The sequence below is a fragment of the Cellvibrio sp. 25HG11W-0 genome (genome assembly GCF_057815475.1).
This window is the reverse complement of the sequence record NZ_CM174230.1, coordinates 960314-977982: the sequence shown is the minus strand read 5'-3', so window position 1 is coordinate 977982 and position 17669 is coordinate 960314. Positions and strand designations below refer to the sequence as shown.

Genomic DNA, 17669 nt, shown 5'->3' with positions numbered 1-17669 from the left:
GGATTAGTTGGTTGGGAGCAGCATGACAACTCGCTCAATTTCTTTCGGGGCATTGGAGCGCTGACCAACAAACACAGAAATTTTTTCCATGAGCTGACGAGTATTAACGGGAAATAACATCGAGTAGTGATTACCCACAACCTCAGCACTCAATACCTGGCCCTGGCTCAAATAAGTGAGAGAAGCTGGTCGTGTTAGGGTGTTATCGGCCGCGTACAACAGCAGTACATCATTGATCAGCGGCGCAGAAAACACATAATTTTGAGACAGATGTGCGTGGTGCAGATAAACGGATTCCAATCGTTCACGCAATTTTCCACCGACACCTTCTAATTGTAGATATTGTTCAATTTTTTCAATAATTAGCTGAATATCGTCGTCTATTGAAATCTGATCTTGTTGCGCACCAGCTCGAATGGCAGAAGGACTTTGTCCCGCGTCGCACTGAGGAAACTGGCTATCTAGTGCAATCAAATAAGCGCTTTCGCCAGAGGCTTCTAATCTGCGAACAATTTCATAGGCAACTTTCGCACCCATCGAGTGACCGACAATGAAATAGGGGCCCTCAGTTTGCTCCTGTATGATTTCTTTTTTCATACACTCAGCCATTTGCTCAATGCTTTCATGGGGTGATTTACTATTAAAAACGCCCAAATGATCAAAAGCAAAAATTGTTAAATTGCTATTATGTTCAATGAGCCCCATAAATGAGAGGGCGCTGCCCAAGGCCCCAGGAATACAAAATAATCTTGTACCTGTAATACCTGCCTGATGGAGTGTGGACATCAATGTCGGGGCAGTTGTGGTGCCAGCCTGAATCTTTTCAGCGAGCAACTGGATAGTAGGGTGCAAAAAAACATCTCGCACTGTCAACTCAACACCAAATTGTTGTGCGATTTTAACAATCATGCGGATGGTCAAAATAGAATGACCTCCGAGTTCAAAAAAATTACGTTTAATGCACATGTCATGAATAGTTGTTTCAAACAGATCGGCCCATAACTTGGCTAGTTGTATTTCCAGATCAGTTGCTGGTAGCGTTATCCCATTCAAAAGCGAATGCATTGGTTGAGGCAAATGTTTCACATCTACTTTTCCGTTGGTGGTTAACGGAAATTTATCCAGCACCTCAATCGTCTCCGGCACCATGTAATCCGGTAGTAATTCACGCAATTGCCGGAGCACATCAAGCTTGGTTTTTTCGCGATAATTATCGACAACTCTGAGTTCAACATTTGCCAGAGTGACATAAGCTATCAAGCGCGACCGGCCCAATTCACTTTTGTTGACGACGACAATAGCATTATCGACTTCTGTAAGTTTCGAAATCTGGTATTCCACTTCCCCAGGCTCGACTCGGTACCCATTGATTTTCACCTGACTGTCTGCACGCCCGATGAATTCAAGCTCCTTCCGATTGGCGTGTTCGCAATCTGCCCAGCGCACCCAATCCCCAGTGCGATACAATCTGTCGCTATCACAGGTCACACCATTTAAAAAACGTTCGTTGGTTTGTTGTTCGTTGTATAGATAACCTTGCGCAACACCGGGCCCGCCAATGTATAACTCGCCAACCGCAGCTATAGGTGCAAGTGATTGATCAGGGGCTAAAACCACAAGCTCACAATGATCAAGAGCAACACCGATCGGTATACTGCCATTGAGATAATGGGCTGGATCACCGGATACTGTATGGATGGTTGCGGCGACGGTTGTTTCGGTGGGGCCATAGGTATTAACCAAGCGTATGTTGGTGCTGGCAACTTGTCGCCACAGCGTAACCGCTTCGGCAGATAAACGTTCGCCACCTAAAATAACTAATTTCAACCCGTTTATTTTATCGCTATATGTTGGCAGCAATTCACGGCTTAATTGGTGCCAGAACGCTGTCGGCAACGACACCACCGTAACTCCTAATGCGGAAATTTTTGACCAAAAATATTCCCCCCCTCCTAACATGTGCTCATCACGTATAACCAGACATGCACCAGACAATAAAGAAACAGTCATTTCTTCTATAAAAATATCAAAAGAAATAGATGAAAATTGCAGCACCTTGTCGCTGGCATCAATTGCATATTCTCGCAACACGGCCTGAGCATAGGCCATCAAATTAGCATGGGATACTGCAACGCCTTTGGGACGTCCGGTGGAGCCAGACGTATACATAACATAAGCAATTTGTGAGGAAGCTGAAGGCCGCTCAGTCGTGAAGGAATCTGGTGAGCATTCTGCTACACGGTTCTGTGTTACGTCTTCATCTATTACGACTAATGTAATATCTAGCTGAGCGATCATGGCTTGCTGTGCAGTGTGGGTGACACAAAATCGTGACTTGCTGCTACGCAACTGATCGAGTATCCGTTCGTGTGGATAATGGATATCCACCGTCATATAAGTGGCACCTGCACGCATAATCGCCAATATACTCACCACCAGATCAATCGAACGATCAAGCAATACAGCAACTACATCATTATGACGGACACCTTTTTGCTTTAAATAATGGGACAGTTGATTAACACGAACATTGAGCTGACTATAGGTAACTATCTTGCCGCCGAATTCAAGCGCCGGTCGGTGCGGGTATTCAAGTGCGCGGCATTCAAATTGCTGGTCAAAATACACTTGCTGGGCATCGTGCGCTGCTGGCCGCGAATTGCGGAGCACCCCAATTATAGATAGCTCATCAGTCGACAAGTGATTTATGTTACGTAACACGCTGTGAGGCATCCGAGCGATGCTGGTAAGTAGCCTGATGAAATCAGTAGCAAAATTTTGGATACGTGCTTTGGAGAAGATGTCGGTGTTATATTGAAAGTTAAAGAAATATCCATCTGCCAGCGCGGTAGCATCCACGGTTAATTCAAACTTGGAAACGAATTCCTGATGAAACTCTGGCGAAAACTGTAAGTCATCTATGGTTGTTGGTGTGGACACTTCGTCATCCAGTGTCAACATAATTTGAAACAAGGGGGAATATTTGATGCTACGCTGTGGATTTATCCGTTCAACCACTTGCTCGAAGGCTACATCCTGATTTGACTGTGCCGCAAGATTAGTTTCGCGGACCTGCTGCAATAAATCTACGAAGGTCATGGTAGGATTTAATTGCGTGCGAAGCACGAGCGTGTTTACGAAAAATCCGATCAAAGGTTCAAGTGACGCATGTAACCGATTAGCCACGGGGGTACCGATAACAATGTCATTGCAATTGCTGTGACGGCATAACAATAGCGAAAAAGCAGCGTGCAACACCATAAACAAACTACAAGAATTTTGTTGCGCAATAATTCTCAATTGATCGACAACCGTTTGTTCAAGCACTGCACTGACACCACTGCCATTGAAGGTGCGGTTTTCTGGTCGCGGGGCATCTAATGGCAGGCTGTGCAGCTCAGGCAAATTGGCGAGTTGAGTTTGCCAATATATTAATTGCGCTTCCATCCGCTCGTCTTTGAGCCAAGTGCGTTGCCATTCGGCGAAATCAGAATATTGAAGTGCAAGCGGTGGCCGCTGGGGTATGCTGGAGTTCTGCGCCAAATGTCTATAGTTTTCGCTGAACTCCCGCATCAGCACTCGCATCGACCAACCGTCCGAGGCAATGTGATGCATGTTAAATATCAATTTACCCGACGATGCGGAGAGTCGGACAAAATGGGCGCGGATTGGCAGGTCTTCCGCTAAATTAAATATTCGCTCTACGTCTGCTTGCATGATATCGCTGAGGCGCTGCCGTTGCTCCGCGCCAGCTATCGCTGACAAATCGGTGTCGCCCAATAAAAAAGTCGCCTGCGCTTTAATCTCTTGGTAAACCTGTTCACCGCGCATGATATAAACACTGCGCAAAATACTGTGGCGGTTAACAATTTCTTGGAAACTTTGCTGCGCAATGTCGATGCGAAAATTTCCGTCAACATGCATGACTGCCGGCATATTATAATGTTTGCTGCCGCGCTCCATTAAATCAATAAACCAGATCAATTGCTGCCCATATGATAAAGCATATCGGTCTGCTGGTTTGGCGACTTCAATTGTTGGCAGCGCTGACGGCTGTTGCGATAAGCTTGCGATAAGCGCAGCCAAATCCAGAAGACAAGGATTATCGAAAATATCGCGGATCGATATCTCCACCTTTAAATTTTCCCTCACTTCCGCAGCTAAGCGAATCGCCAGCAATGAGTGGCCACCCAACACAAAAAAATCTGAACGAACGCCGATTGATTGAGGGTCAAGGTTCAATAACCGGGTCCAGAGCTTGTGCAGTACTATTTCGGTATCAGTGTGAGGCGCTATTATTTCCGCTGAAATATCGGTATCGGGCAACGGCAAGGCACGACGATCAATCTTGCCGTTCGAGGTCAGCGGCCAAACATCCATTACTAGCCAATAACGGGGAATCATGTGCGCTGGAAGTACTTCGGCAATCGCGGATACAGCTGCTTTTTCGTCGAAATTTACAGACGTATCAGCGGGAAATTTTAGGTAGGCAATTAACTCTCCGACATTGGAATCCGACGTAGATAACACCTTGACCACTGCGGATTCTGCAGCGACATGGCTCAAGATTGTTTGCTCTATTTCGCCCAGCTCAATACGAAATCCCCTGATTTTTACTTGATCATCTAGACGCCCTAAAAATACAAGATCGCCCTCGGCATTCTCCCGAGCCCAATCGCCGGTGCGATAAGTTCTGACCGGTTCGCCACAAGCCGCAGGCGTTTCGCTGATGTACCTTTGGTGGGTAAGCTCAGCTTGATTGAGGTAGCCCCGTGCTACACCGGGACCTGAAATGTACAACTCGCCAGGCGCACCCGTAGGCGCCGGGTTGCCATAACGATCGCGAAGACTGCAAAGGCCATGTAAGAATGGTTTTCCGATAGGGACGTCTGCATTATTTTTAAAATCCAACGGGTAGGTGCAACAGCCGATGGTTATTTCAGTTGGGCCATAATGGTTGATGAACTGGCATCCATGCCGACCCTGCTCGCGTTGCAGCGCTTGGTACAATTGCAGCGGAATAATCTCACCACCTAGAAAAACGTACTTCAATTTGGACAACAGACTATCAAAGTCACTACTTGCAAGGACACAAAAATGGCTCGGTGTCAGTTTGATGACGTGAATGTCGCGCGCCTGAATGAAGCGATTGAATGCGTAAACATCCATTGCAGTCTGGCGGGCGGGAATATGTAATGTACCGCCCCGAGTCAGCGATAAAAACAACACGGTATTGCCAAGGTCGGTTGCTATAGTGCTGAGTACCGCATAGTTCAAGCCGATTGGTATCTCGTGCTTTCCTGCCACACCCTGGACGTAATGAGACAAGCCGCGATGCTCCACCATCACACCCTTGGGCTTGCCAGTCGAACCTGACGTGTATATGACGTAAGCTAGATGCCGCTGAACATCGCCTCCAACGGGGGCCTTGTCTTTCGGATAGCCACCCAACAGCGCCTCGATTGCAATCCCATCCAGAGCAACACACTCCACATGAACTTGCAAAAGCGGCACATTTTTCTCAAGGGTTAGCACGCATCTGACTGCGCTGTCTGCAAGTATAAATTTAAGTCTTTCGAGGGGATAATCTGCTTCGAGCGGCAAGTAAGCTGCGCCCGCTTTCAAAATCCCCAGTAAGCCCAGAAGCGTGTGCGCCGACCAGTCGCTCGTGAGTCCTACGAGCGTATCGGCTGCAACCCCCTGATTGCGTAAATAGTGCGCCAGCTGGTTAGCTTTTGCATTTAACTCGCCATAGGTGAAGCTATGCAGCTCATCTTTTACAGCCAACTGGTGAGGAAATTTTTCAGCATACTCGGCAAACAGCTCGTGCAGTGGCCGTTGGTCATACGTTGGCAGCATGGCTAGCCGACGACTGTGTTCGCGCTGCGGCGCGATTGGGTCAAAGGTAGATAGAGCGGTAATTGGCCGATTGCAATCCGCCACACAATTGCGTAACAAGTTAATAAAACCAGTTCCCAGCTGTTCAATATAATGCTGATCAAAAAGGGAGCGCTTGAAGTTAAAGGTGAACTCTAGTCCACTGGAAGTTTCATTGGCATAAAGGGTAAGGTCATACTTCGCCGTATCGTCAATTCGTGCAACTGGGGATAGAGTTTCACCACCCAAATCAAAAGTCGCATGTTCGTTATTATCCATGACCAATAAAATCTGGAAAAAGGGACTTACCCCGGCCGAACGCGATGGTTTTAGTTTCTCCACTAAGTAACTGAAAGGGATAAATTGGTTGTCCTGAGCGGCAAGATTGATCTGTTTAATCTGCGCTAGAAAATCGGCCAACAACTGGTTTTCGTTGCAATGGGATCGCAACACCAGTGTATTCACAAAAAAACCGATGAGGGGCTCCAAGTCAGTAGTGACCCGGTTGGCTACGGGCGTACCTATAACGATATCGTCACTATTGGAATGGCGCGACAGTAAAATTGTCAGGACCCCGTGCAAAAGCATAAACAAGGTTACCTGATTATCGTTTGCCAACTTAATTAATTGGTTGGTCAAATTGATGTCTGCGGTCAAGGAAATATTTGCAGCGAGATTACTTGTTAGCTCGGCGCCCCTGCGGTTAATCGGCAGAGAATGGTAGGCCGGTGCGTTTGAAAGTTGTGCGCGCCAATATTCGAGTTGCCGATCACATGCAGGGCTGGTCATCCATTGTCTTTGCCAGTAGGCGTAATCACGGTACTGAAACAAAAGCGGAGGTAGCTCACCATGCTGCTGTCGCTGGAGCGCGTTATAAAAAAATACAAATTCATTGATCAGCAATCCTTCCGACCAGCCATCGGAAACGATGTGTGGCATGCAGATTGACAGGCATGATTGCGCGCCTTCAACTGCAATAAACAGCACATCCAGCATAATGAATTGATCAAGGTCAAAGCTGAGCCGACTGTGCTCGTCCAACAAACTGTCCACACTAGCGGCCTCGCGCGCTTCCAAGCACAGTTCTCGGATCTTGAAATGGGGAGCGCCGTGCACCTGCTGCATGACCTGCGTGCCACTGTAGAAAACCGTCGTACGCAGAGACTCATGACGCTGGATAACGGCGGCAAATGCACGCTCCGCTAAGCCCACATCAAATTCAGGTCCTACGAGAAAGGCGCCGTGAATATTGTAAGCGTGACTCTCCACTGACAATTGTTGCGTGAGCCATAAACGCTCCTGAGCAAAAGACGCGGGCGAGAGATTTACCGAGCGATCTACCGCGACTAAGGGCGGCATTTCGCCAAGATTGTCGCACGGCTGGATCTGCTGGAAATAAATTAGCAGCTGAAACTTCTGGTCGGCAATCATTTGTTTTAAATCATCAGGCAGCCCGCCTTTACCGGCACGCGCTTTCAGTTTGCCGGCAGCGACAAAGATTTCTACGCCGTTATCCGCCGCTACTTTCAAAACAGCGCGCACTGCAGATTGCTGTTTAGCGGACAGTCCAGTTGCGGCGGAAATTTCGTTTTCTATCGAACAAGCTTTCATTAAAATTCCACCTCTTCAACTGCATCCGCAGATAGTGATTGCAACCTTGCAGCAGTCGTTTTCTGGGCCGACAACAAATCTATATGATTGGCCAGCGCGTTCAGTTCGCGGTAATCAAATATGTCACGTACGGGCAGTTGAACGGCAAACGTTTGTTTTATCGCAGACACTACACGTACCGCCAGTAGTGAATGGCCGCCACAGGCGAAAAAATCACTATCCGCGTGTATATCAGGCGCAGGAATAGCGAGTAATGTTGCCCAGAGAGAGGCCAAGGCTACTTCCGTTGCAGTACTTGGTGGTGACTTGCGGTCATGGTCATCCTGCATCGGAACTAAAACGCTCAATGCGTTCCTATCGATTTTGCCATTTGCATTGAGCGGTAGCGCGGACAATTGGATGAACCTGTCAGGCACCATATAACCGGGTAAGCTTTTAGCAAGTTCCTGGCGCAGTTGGTGCCGGTCAATGTCTGCCTGTTCATTCACGACAAACGCAAGTAATTGCGCTTGTCTGCCTGGAGGCGTGTGGGCAATGACAGCGGCTGCGCTGACCTCCGCGCACGCCCGCAAGCGGCTTTCGATCTCCCCCAACTCTATGCGCAAGCCTCTTATTTTTACTTGGTGATCAACGCGGCCGATATACTCGATTTTGCCTTTGGCGCTGCGACGCCCCAAATCACCGGTTAAGTACATGCGAGTATCGAACTCGTTCTGGCAAAAGGGATTAGCAATAAAAGCCGCCTCTGTTAGGGCCGGCTGATGGAGATAGCCCAACCCTACAACCGGGCCTGAGACCGCTATCTCACCGATGACTCCGATAGGGACAAGCTGCCTTTGGCTATCGAGAATATGTACCCGCGCATTCGCAACCGGCGTACCGATCCAGATACGTTCAATTGCTCTGTGCTCAATTTTTTCCATTGTCACGTCATCAGAACATTCGGCAGGACCGTACACATTAAACAAAGGAATGTGGGGATAGCAGGTAAACCACGCACGGGCAAGATCCAGAGTTAAAGCTTCACCTGTGGGTAGCAAGCAGCGTAAGGCAGGTAGAGGTAGAGGATTATCAAGCACCGCCCGCAGCATCGAGGGTACCGGCTCCCAGATTGTGACCTTCGCTTCGGCGAGATGATTCAGCAATGCGTCGGGATCACTGATGACAGCTGCCGTAATAATTTCCGTAGTTGCGCCCAGCAGCAGTGCGGTCAATAACTGCCAGACGGATATATCGAAACATTGAGATGCGGTCTGTGCAATAACGTCCCCCGCTGTTAAATCCAGAGGGTCCACTTTAGCGAGCATGTTATTAACCATTCCTTTATGCGGAACCATGACGCCCTTCGGTGTGCCGGTTGAACCCGAGGTAAAAATAACATAGGCAAGGTCGTCGGCTTCGGGGAATGGCAGACTGTTTTCAAGCTCATCTAGGGCATCCATAGTGGACCTAAGCCCCGACGCGCCCAACACTAACAAACGTGCAGTGTCCCAGGTTTCGCGCAGTTGCAGACGGGTTGCGTCCTGCCCCCCATCCATCAGCAGCAGGTCGGGTTTAGTTTGCTCCAGCACCGTTAATATACGCGCAGTCGGATGCTCAGGATCCAATGGCAAATATGCCGCACCCGAACGCAAAATAGCCACCACACTCACAAGCCAATCAATATTGCGCTCTGTAAGTAGCGCGACAATGCATTGTTTACCAATTGACCGCTGCCGCAGTTGCGTAACAAGATGGCGCGACCGCTGTTCCAACTGATAATAGCTAATGATCTCGTTGCCACAGCGTGCGGCTATCGCATCTGGAGTGCGCAATACTTGCTGTGCAAACAGCTCGGGCCACGTATTTTTAAGCAGATCTGGTTGATGAGTGTCATTGAATTGAGTCAACAACTGTGTGCGCTCACTATCATCCAGCAACGATAACTTGCTGATTTCGGTGTGCACATTCTCACAGGCTGCCAACAGCAATAATTGAAAATGTTGCGCCATACGTTCGATGGTGGCTGCTTCGAACAGGTCAGTCGCATAATTCCAGGTGAGTTCAAGGCCGTGATCACCCTCCTTCACATCCAGACTCAAATCAAATTGCGAAGGCAAGGTATCAGGCTCAATGACTCGACAGTCCACGTCGGACAAAGACCATTTTTCCGTAGTCTTACTTTCAAGAGTCAACATAATCTGAAACAGTGGATTGTAAGAGCTGCAACGCGCCGGTTGCAGCGCATCTACCAGCATTTCAAAAGGCATCTGTTGATTAGCGTAACTATCGAGAGCATTTTGCTTACATTGCGCTAGCAGCTCGTTAAAGCCCATGCTGCCAGTAACTCGATTGCGGTATACCAAGGTGTTCACAAAAAAACCGACCAGGTCGGATATTTCAGTCTGTTCGCGGTTAGCAACCGGTGATCCAATCACCACATCATTATCACCGCTGTAACGATGCAACAGGCTCGAGAAAACTGCCATCAACACCATGAACAGTGTGACTTCCTGTGTTTCGAGTAGGGTATACATTTGCTGCAGGGACGATCTATCAATCTGCGTATATAACATTCCCCCGCGATGCGTTTGCTGTACAGGGCGGGCAAAATCCAACGGTAAATTATGCACACTTGGCAAATCCTGCAATTGTCCCAGCCAGTAATCGCGCTGTTGATCCAATCGCTCCCCTACCAGCCAAGTACGTTGCCAATATGCGTAATCACAGTATTGGATTGGCAAGTCCGGCAACACTGGCGCAATACCATTAGCCCAATAATCATAAAAAGCGGCAATTTCGCGCATCATGATCAGCTGCGACCAGCCATCCGAGGCAATATGGTGGACGGCCATCAAAAGCACCCATTCATCTGCGGCCAGACGAACAAGGTTACAACGCACCATAGCATCCTGCGCCAAATTAAAAGGCATATTGTTGTTGTTTTCGCGCGCCTGCGAGAGCAGACGCTGACGCTCTTCCACCACTAAATCACTGACATCAGTGACGGTTACAATATCGCGCGGGACTGCGCGGATTTGTTGATAAGCCTGTTCATCATCGCTCAGGTAATTTGTCCTGAGCACGGAGTGGCGCTGGAGCAGGTCAAAGAAAGCGCGCTCAAATGCCACAACATTAACGGCTCCGCTTAAATGAACTTCAACACTCGCATTGTATTCACAGCCATCGGGTTCAAGTTGGTCAATAAACCAGATGCGCTGTTGCGCATAGGATAATGGGAACCTATCCAGCTCTGGCGCAGGGGTGATGAGTACTACTGCTTTTTTTTGTGCTGCTTCAATAAACGCCACCTGCGCCGAAAATGTCGGATTAGCAAATGCGTGGCGGATTTCCATATCAATCTGCCAAGTAGATTTTATCGCCGCCACCAGCCGCACAGCTGTTAAAGAATGACCGCCAATGGTAAAAAAGTGTGCCTGACGCGTTATGCTTGGTAGCGGAATATTCATCAAGGAGGCCCACAAGTCTGCAAGCCATATTTCAATTTCACTATCCATTGGTTCCAGCACATTTTCTTCGTATTGCTGGCCAAGGTTGCTGAGCTCCATCGACTCTAGTGCTTTACGGTCTATTTTATCCGCAGCATTACGCGGCATTTGACCGAGAATAACTAAATTCGCGGGAACCATATAATCGGGCAGCCTGCCGGCAATGTAATTGCGCAATTCAGCGGGCGAAGCTGACGCATCAGGCTTGATAGTGACAAAAGCTAGCAGGCGTAAATCGGATTCCGCGTCCAAGTAGGTAATGACAGCTACATCACTAATGGCAGGGTGTTCGGCAATACAGACCTCAATATCCCCCAGCTCCACCCGATAGCCCATGATTTTTACTTGGTTGTCGGCGCGGCCAATAAAATCTAGCGTTCCATCAATGCTCCATTTCGCTAGATCACCGGAGAGATACATCAGGTTGCCTGGGATTCCTGACTCCTGCGCAAAGGGGTTTGGAACGAATTTTTCTGCAGTTTTCTGCGCACTGTTCCAATAACCCAAACCCACGCCTGCACCGGCAATACACAGCTCTCCTGCAACTCCCACAGGCAATAACTGAGCATTTTCATTAAGTATCAGAATAGAAGTATTCGCAATCGGTCGACCAATCGACACGCCTGCTTGGTGCGCTGGGAGCGGCTGACGGATGATATCTATAGTCACATCATCCGACGTTTCACTAGGGCCATAGGCATTGATAATAGGAACATGAGGCAACCGCTCTAACCAGTCATTTACCAGTGCCACCGATAAGGTGTCACCGGTCGCCATCATCCAGCGCAGACTGGGTAACAATAGTTGCGCTTGCGCACCACTATCGAGATGTTCAAGCAACAATCGGATAACTACTGGAACGCATTCCATAAGTTCAACATTTTCGCGCACCACGGTGTCGACTAATACCGGCATATCAGACATCTGGTCGAGGATGACCGTTATGCCGCCACTAATTAAAGGCGCCATAAACTGCCATAACGAAATATCCGAAGATGCAGCGGCGCTTTGTAGCATCGTAACCGGCTGCCGCACACCGTTCTTGATCAAGCCCAATTCATCAAACATGGCATCAATATGATGTACTGCTCCACCATGATGAACCAATGCGCCCTTCGGACGCCCAGTTGAACCGGAGGTGTAAATCAAATAGGCGGGGTCTTCAGGAGTGATGTCGTTACTGTAGCCAGTATCTGAATTGAGACTGCTGTAATCTGCGCTCGCGTCAATATCGTCAAACGAAATCAATTTCCCAGCATAAGCTTGCGGAAAATTTCCCCGCAAATCTTGGTCGACAAAAACTATGGCCGGGCTAGCATCGCCAAGCATGTATTCAATCCGCTCAGGCGGGTTTTTCGGATCCAGCGGTACATATACTGCTCCCGTTTTCCAAATAGCTAGCATGGCCGCTAAGAAATGAACGCTGCGATTGGCGTGTATGGCAACTATCTGGCCCTTGCTCACCGCGTGTTGTCGCAGGTGATAGGCGATACGATTAGCATAGGCGTCAAGCTCGCCATAACTGGTGCGCACGCCTCGATGGGAAACCGCAGTTCGCTCGCTGGCTATATTCACTTGCTCAGCAAAACAAGATGAAAATGTTCTTTCTCCGGGATAATCGCGCTGCTTACCGGCGAACGTTTGCAAAATTAACTGCCGCTCGACAGGAGGCAAAAAATCAATATCTCCGATGCTCGTATTAGCAGAAATTTCAGTCAATTGCTTAAGGATGTAATTAATGCGCTGAGCAAAAAGCAGCGCTTCCTTTTCATCCATTAAGGTTTTGTGCACGCTCACATAAATGGCTAGAGGTTGCACCTCGTCAAAATCAATAATGCGCACATGTAGTGGCACTGGTTCGGCGCCACTGAATAAGTAATGCGGAATCATTTCTTCATCATTAAATAAATAATTGTCTCCACATTTTTCATAATTGAACACCACATCAAATAAATCATTACGGCCAATAGTGGCCTGGTTAAGTTTGCGCAGCAGATGTGATTGTGGATAGCCTGCATAGCGATAATTACTGCGTAGCTCACGGGAGATCTGCTGGAGTAAATCCGCCAACGTTTGGTTGAGATCCCCATTAAAGCAACAAGGGATATCACCGGCCATGGTACCGATTGTTCTTTTTTGACGATAGGTTTTACGCCGATGCACCGGGACACCAATAAGTATGTCCGTCATTTTATGGACGCTGGAAAAATAAATAATTAATGCCGCTAGACCGATATGCTGTAAGCTGGTTTTTGTTTCCTGAACCAACGCTCGTAATCGTTTGGCGGAGGTATGCTCAACGTTGGCGCGAACATGCAATGAATTTGCAAGTTTGGTGTCGTTTACCCAAATTTGTTGCGGGAACGCAAGTTCTGGTGGCTGCCGTAATTTCTCCAGCCAAAATTTTTCATCCTGATGATATTTGTCAGAGTTCAGATACTCCAGGTCGGAGGCTATCTCTTCCTTAAACTCGAACATGTCGGCAAGTTCTGTAGCCTCAACACCCTTCATAACCTCTAAATATGCGGGCCAGAGCAAGCGAGTTAAAGTCGCTACACCATACCCATCCAAGATGATGTGATGGCTTTTGATAACAATAAAATGTTGTTGTTCATGGATACGATAAAGGCTCACCGCCAGTAGCTGATCCTGTAGTAAATTAAACGCCTGCCGATAATCATCATCAATGCGCGCTCGAGCACTTTCTACGGCATTTTCATCAGCCGATAAGTCTACATAAAAAAACTCTAACGGCTTGGGCGCGTCAAATTGCTGGAGCACCCCAGCATCCGCGTCGACAACCAAGCCCATTGATAAAATATCAAGCTTCTGTGAGAGCAACCCAATTGCTTCTTTCAAAACTAATGGGTCGACATGCGTAAAAGTTTCAAGAATTACACCAACGTTGTAACGCAGATTTGATGGATCACGCAATTGATCAAAGTAAATTCCCGTCTGCATTGCTGTAAGAGGCCTAAACATGACTACCCCTCTTTAACTGCACAATAATTTTTAAAGAATCTATCGCGTTACTACAGTTGTATTTATGTATAACCATTTTCATGCTACCGCCTCTTCCTTAACAGTTGCGAAAGCATGCACACTGTTGGATAATATTTTTATACCTTCTTGCAAAATAGTGATTGGGATGTTGAGAGCTGGCAACAGCTTGATCACTTCGCCGCGGGGACCGCAAGTTTCAATAATGAGTCCGTCTTTGAAAGAGTTTTTCGCGATTAAGTCAGCGATTTCACTTGATGGGCATGCCAAACCTTGAATCAATCCTTTACCGCGAACTGAAAAACCTTCGCCGCACAAACGCTGTATATTGGCTAACCCCATTGTGACTGCCTGAGCGTTGCGGTGGATGCCGCTGACAAAATCTGCCGACCGCCAAAATTGTAGCGCTTGTTCTGCGGCAACAAACGCTAAGCTGTTCCCCCGGAAGGTGCCGTTATGTTGGCCCGGCAAAAACACATCGTATTCCGGCATCATTAATACCAATGACATTGGCAGACCAAAACCGCTAATGGATTTAGACAAACAAATAATATCTGGAGAAATTTCCATTTCTTCGAAACTAAAAAAGCTTCCGGTGCGACCGCACCCTACTTGGATATCATCCACAATAATCAAACTGCCAATTCTTTTGGCCAGATGAGTTAATTGGCGCAGCCATTCAGGGCGTGCGACATTAATCCCGCCTTCCGCCTGTACAGTTTCAAGCAGGAATGCTGCCGGCGGTTCGTACCCGCTGCTGGGATCTTTCAATAAATGCTCGATCATATCGACGGTATTAAATCCGCTGCCAAAATAGCCATCGTATGGATATCTGTCGACATTCGGTAGCGTAGTGCCGGCACCGGCACGGCCGTATTTATTGCCTGTAGCGGCCAGCGCCCCCAACGTCATTCCATGGAAGCCATTAGTGAATGCAGCAATTTTTTCGCGTCCAGTTACAAGACGAGCAATCTTCATTGCGGCCTCAACTGCGTTAGTTCCCGTAGGACCAGCAAACATAACTTTATGTGACATGCGTCTTGGTTTTAATATTATTTCTTCAAAGCTATTGAGAAATCCTCTTTTAGCACAGGTATGAAAATCAAGAGCGTGGCTGATTGAATCTTGCATGAGATACTCAACCATTTTGTCGCGAATTATCGGATGGTTGTGTCCGTAATTAAGCGCACCAGCACCAGAGAAGAAGTCGATGTACTGCCGACCACCCTCATCCCAGATATGGGACCCACTTGCTTTATCAAAAACAACCGGAAAAGAGCGGCAATAACTACGTACATTGGACTCTCTGCGAACAAAAATACTATTGGCTTCTGACATCATGTCAGCTCCTTGGGGTTTCCCCGCTTATAAACTTTGCGTTAATGATTTTTTAAACGACTGAAGAAAATGGCTAAAAACCATGATTAATGTTTGATAAAAACACAAATGAATTACGGTTAAATGACATGAACTTAAATGAAACACGCATAACTAAAAAATAATTAAAAAACACTATCTATAATTGATGTTAAGCTTGTATTGATACCAAAGCTATAGTGAGTTTTGGCTATTGATAATCGACTTAAATTGTGTATTTTTTTTCTTAACAATCCTCGCAACTCGAATTATTGATAGTAGCTCGCTCCCGAACGAGCAATATTAATTATCAACTGTCGCCTCATGCATCTTATTAAAAAAATATTCTCAGGCATAATTGCTACACAGAAATTATAATTTTCTGCGAAGCCCGTTGAAAGTGGCGCCACAAATTCGACCCACATATCTTTAATGTAAATAATAAAATTAACAAAACAGCGGGATTTTTATGAATAGCGCAGCGTTTGATCAACTAAGATTTTGCGAAGTTAAGACTTATGCAGAAAAGGGCAATACATATAGTGCCAGTAACGGAATCTCTCGAATTACTGATATAGTGCAAAACCTTCTTGTCGCGAAAAGTTTCCAAGACATTCACACTCAATGCCTCTTAATTTGCGAGAGTTACGGGTTCGACTTTTTTAGTATTATTGAATATGTTGTTAGGCCAAACCTCCCACCATTGCTATACCGTATGTTGCAACATGTTGATAGCTTCGCAGCACATTATGAAAAGCATTCCTTAATTTTCGATGACCCGTGCATTAAAATTGCTACCCAGTCTATTCTCCCTTATGTGATATCCGAAGATTTATGTGGGTATATATTTACGCCAAACGAATTAAACGTTATTCATACTGCGGTAGACTTTGGATTACGACAAGTTTTCAATGCGCCATTTCACAACCACGTTGGCGGCTGGGGTTTAGTAAGATTCTTCCACAGAGAAAATGGCAGAACATCCCTCAAAGAGTCAGGTAACTTATTTACTATCCACGCAGAGTTATTTTTATTATCGAGCTATATTCATGCATCATTATCTCGACTATTGCGTTCGGGAGAGCCGAGTGAAGTTCTAAGTGAACGCGAGAAGCACGTACTCCAGTGGATAGCTGTCGGCGCCAGCGCTGCTCGGGTCGGCGACTTCCTGAAGATCTCAGAAAACACAGTGAATAATCATCTTAAGAATATTAGGATTAAACTCGGGGCAAAAAATACCCCACATGCTGTAGCTAAAGCTCTCACGGAAAGAGTAATTACAATTTGATTCATACCTACCGCCTGCCCATCTAGTCGTTTCTCGCGGCGCTCCAACAACTAAATCATCGCTGCAGATAAGCACTTATTTTTTTGAGACCTTTGTACGAACCAAAACACCAAACATCAGAAATCACCACATGAGAAAATAGCGCATTCCACAAAAGGCTCACACCATGACCAGGAAGAACACAAAAAAATTGAGCCTGGCAGATACTCTCGCTCATGAACAAGCAACGCTCAACGTATTGGATGACCCACATGAATTAATTGGAATCGAATTGACGGCATATTTCCCTGTATTTACGCCAGCAACAAAGGCGAACAGGCGCGGCCACCCTGATCATGCTTAAAGCCATACTGTTGCAATTCTGCTGCAGTTTGAGCGACCCTAAGTTAGAAGCAGCACTCGCCCGCGACATTGTAGTTCGTCGTTTAGTTAGATTAGAGATAGCAGACTCTGCGCCAGATCACAGCACGCCATGGCGTTTTCGCAATCATCCCTCCATGAAAAAGCTACAAGACACCTTACTGCTAAACATTAACGAGCAATTAGCCGAAAAAAACTTACACGTTAAAACGGGAGTAATTAGCATCGTGGATGCGAGCATTATCCAAGCGCAGCGCAATCGCCAAAGAAAAATAAAGCGGGTAATAACACGCAAAATCCGGAAGCAGGTTACAGCGTAAACATGGGCTCTGAAGGTAAACAAAAAACCACTTACGGCTTCAAGGCACATGTTAATACTAATGTGGATGGCTTCGTGAAAGTAATGGTGTTAGCCACAGGGAATGTGCATGACTCACAAGTATTTACCGAGCTATTAAGCGGCGATGAAGAAAAGGGGTTTGTAGATAGCGCCTATGCCAGCGAGAAAAAACGAACACTTGGTTAGCCGAAAGGGTTATCGAAAATGGTGTGTTAGCGCGAGCCTAACGCAATAAGAAATTAACGGACGAACAAAAGAAGTTTAACAAACTGTTATCACGCACACGCTACATTGTTGAGCGTTTTTTGAATTGCAACGCTGTATTATGGAATAAGTAAAGCGCGCCATC

The 17669-nt window shown here is 46.9% G+C and carries 7 protein-coding genes; 4 read left to right on the top strand and 3 right to left on the bottom strand.

The features are described from left to right. Positions 1-3: 3 nt before the first annotated feature. The 3 genes from AC0KUT_RS04130 to ectB all read right to left on the bottom strand — a co-directional run bounded on the left by AC0KUT_RS04130 (position 4) and on the right by ectB (position 15317). On the bottom strand, positions 4-7488 hold the full coding sequence (locus tag AC0KUT_RS04130; RefSeq protein WP_488833735.1) for an amino acid adenylation domain-containing protein: 7485 nt from the start codon (positions 7486-7488) through the stop codon (positions 4-6). Further along, the gene (locus AC0KUT_RS04125; protein WP_488833734.1) at positions 7488-13958 is read right to left on the bottom strand and encodes an amino acid adenylation domain-containing protein; all 6471 of its coding nucleotides are present in this window, start codon (positions 13956-13958) and stop codon (positions 7488-7490) included. The genes AC0KUT_RS04130 and AC0KUT_RS04125 overlap by 1 nt, the downstream gene beginning before the upstream one ends. 78 nt (positions 13959-14036) lie before the next feature. Beyond that, positions 14037-15317, bottom strand: a complete 1281-nt coding sequence (gene ectB, locus AC0KUT_RS04120; protein WP_488833732.1) for a diaminobutyrate--2-oxoglutarate transaminase — start codon at positions 15315-15317, stop codon at positions 14037-14039. Between the two features lie 484 nt (positions 15318-15801). Between ectB and AC0KUT_RS04115 the strand changes: the two genes are divergently transcribed. The 4 genes from AC0KUT_RS04115 (at position 15802) to AC0KUT_RS04100 (ending at position 17506) form a co-directional block, all read left to right on the top strand. Then, positions 15802-16620, top strand: a complete 819-nt coding sequence (locus tag AC0KUT_RS04115; protein WP_488833731.1) for a LuxR C-terminal-related transcriptional regulator — start codon at positions 15802-15804, stop codon at positions 16618-16620. Positions 16621-16786: 166 nt separating this feature from the next. Beyond that, entirely contained in the window at positions 16787-16963 is a 177-nt protein-coding gene (locus AC0KUT_RS04110; protein WP_488833729.1) for a hypothetical protein, read from the top strand. Then, positions 16956-17300 (top strand): transposase, encoded by a 345-nt coding sequence (locus AC0KUT_RS04105; protein ID WP_488833728.1) that lies wholly within the window; start codon positions 16956-16958, stop codon positions 17298-17300. The genes AC0KUT_RS04110 and AC0KUT_RS04105 overlap by 8 nt, the downstream gene beginning before the upstream one ends. A 2-nt stretch (positions 17301-17302) precedes the next feature. Then, on the top strand, positions 17303-17506 hold the full coding sequence (locus AC0KUT_RS04100) for a transposase (protein WP_488833727.1): 204 nt from the start codon (positions 17303-17305) through the stop codon (positions 17504-17506). The last annotated feature ends 163 nt before the right edge of the window (positions 17507-17669 follow it).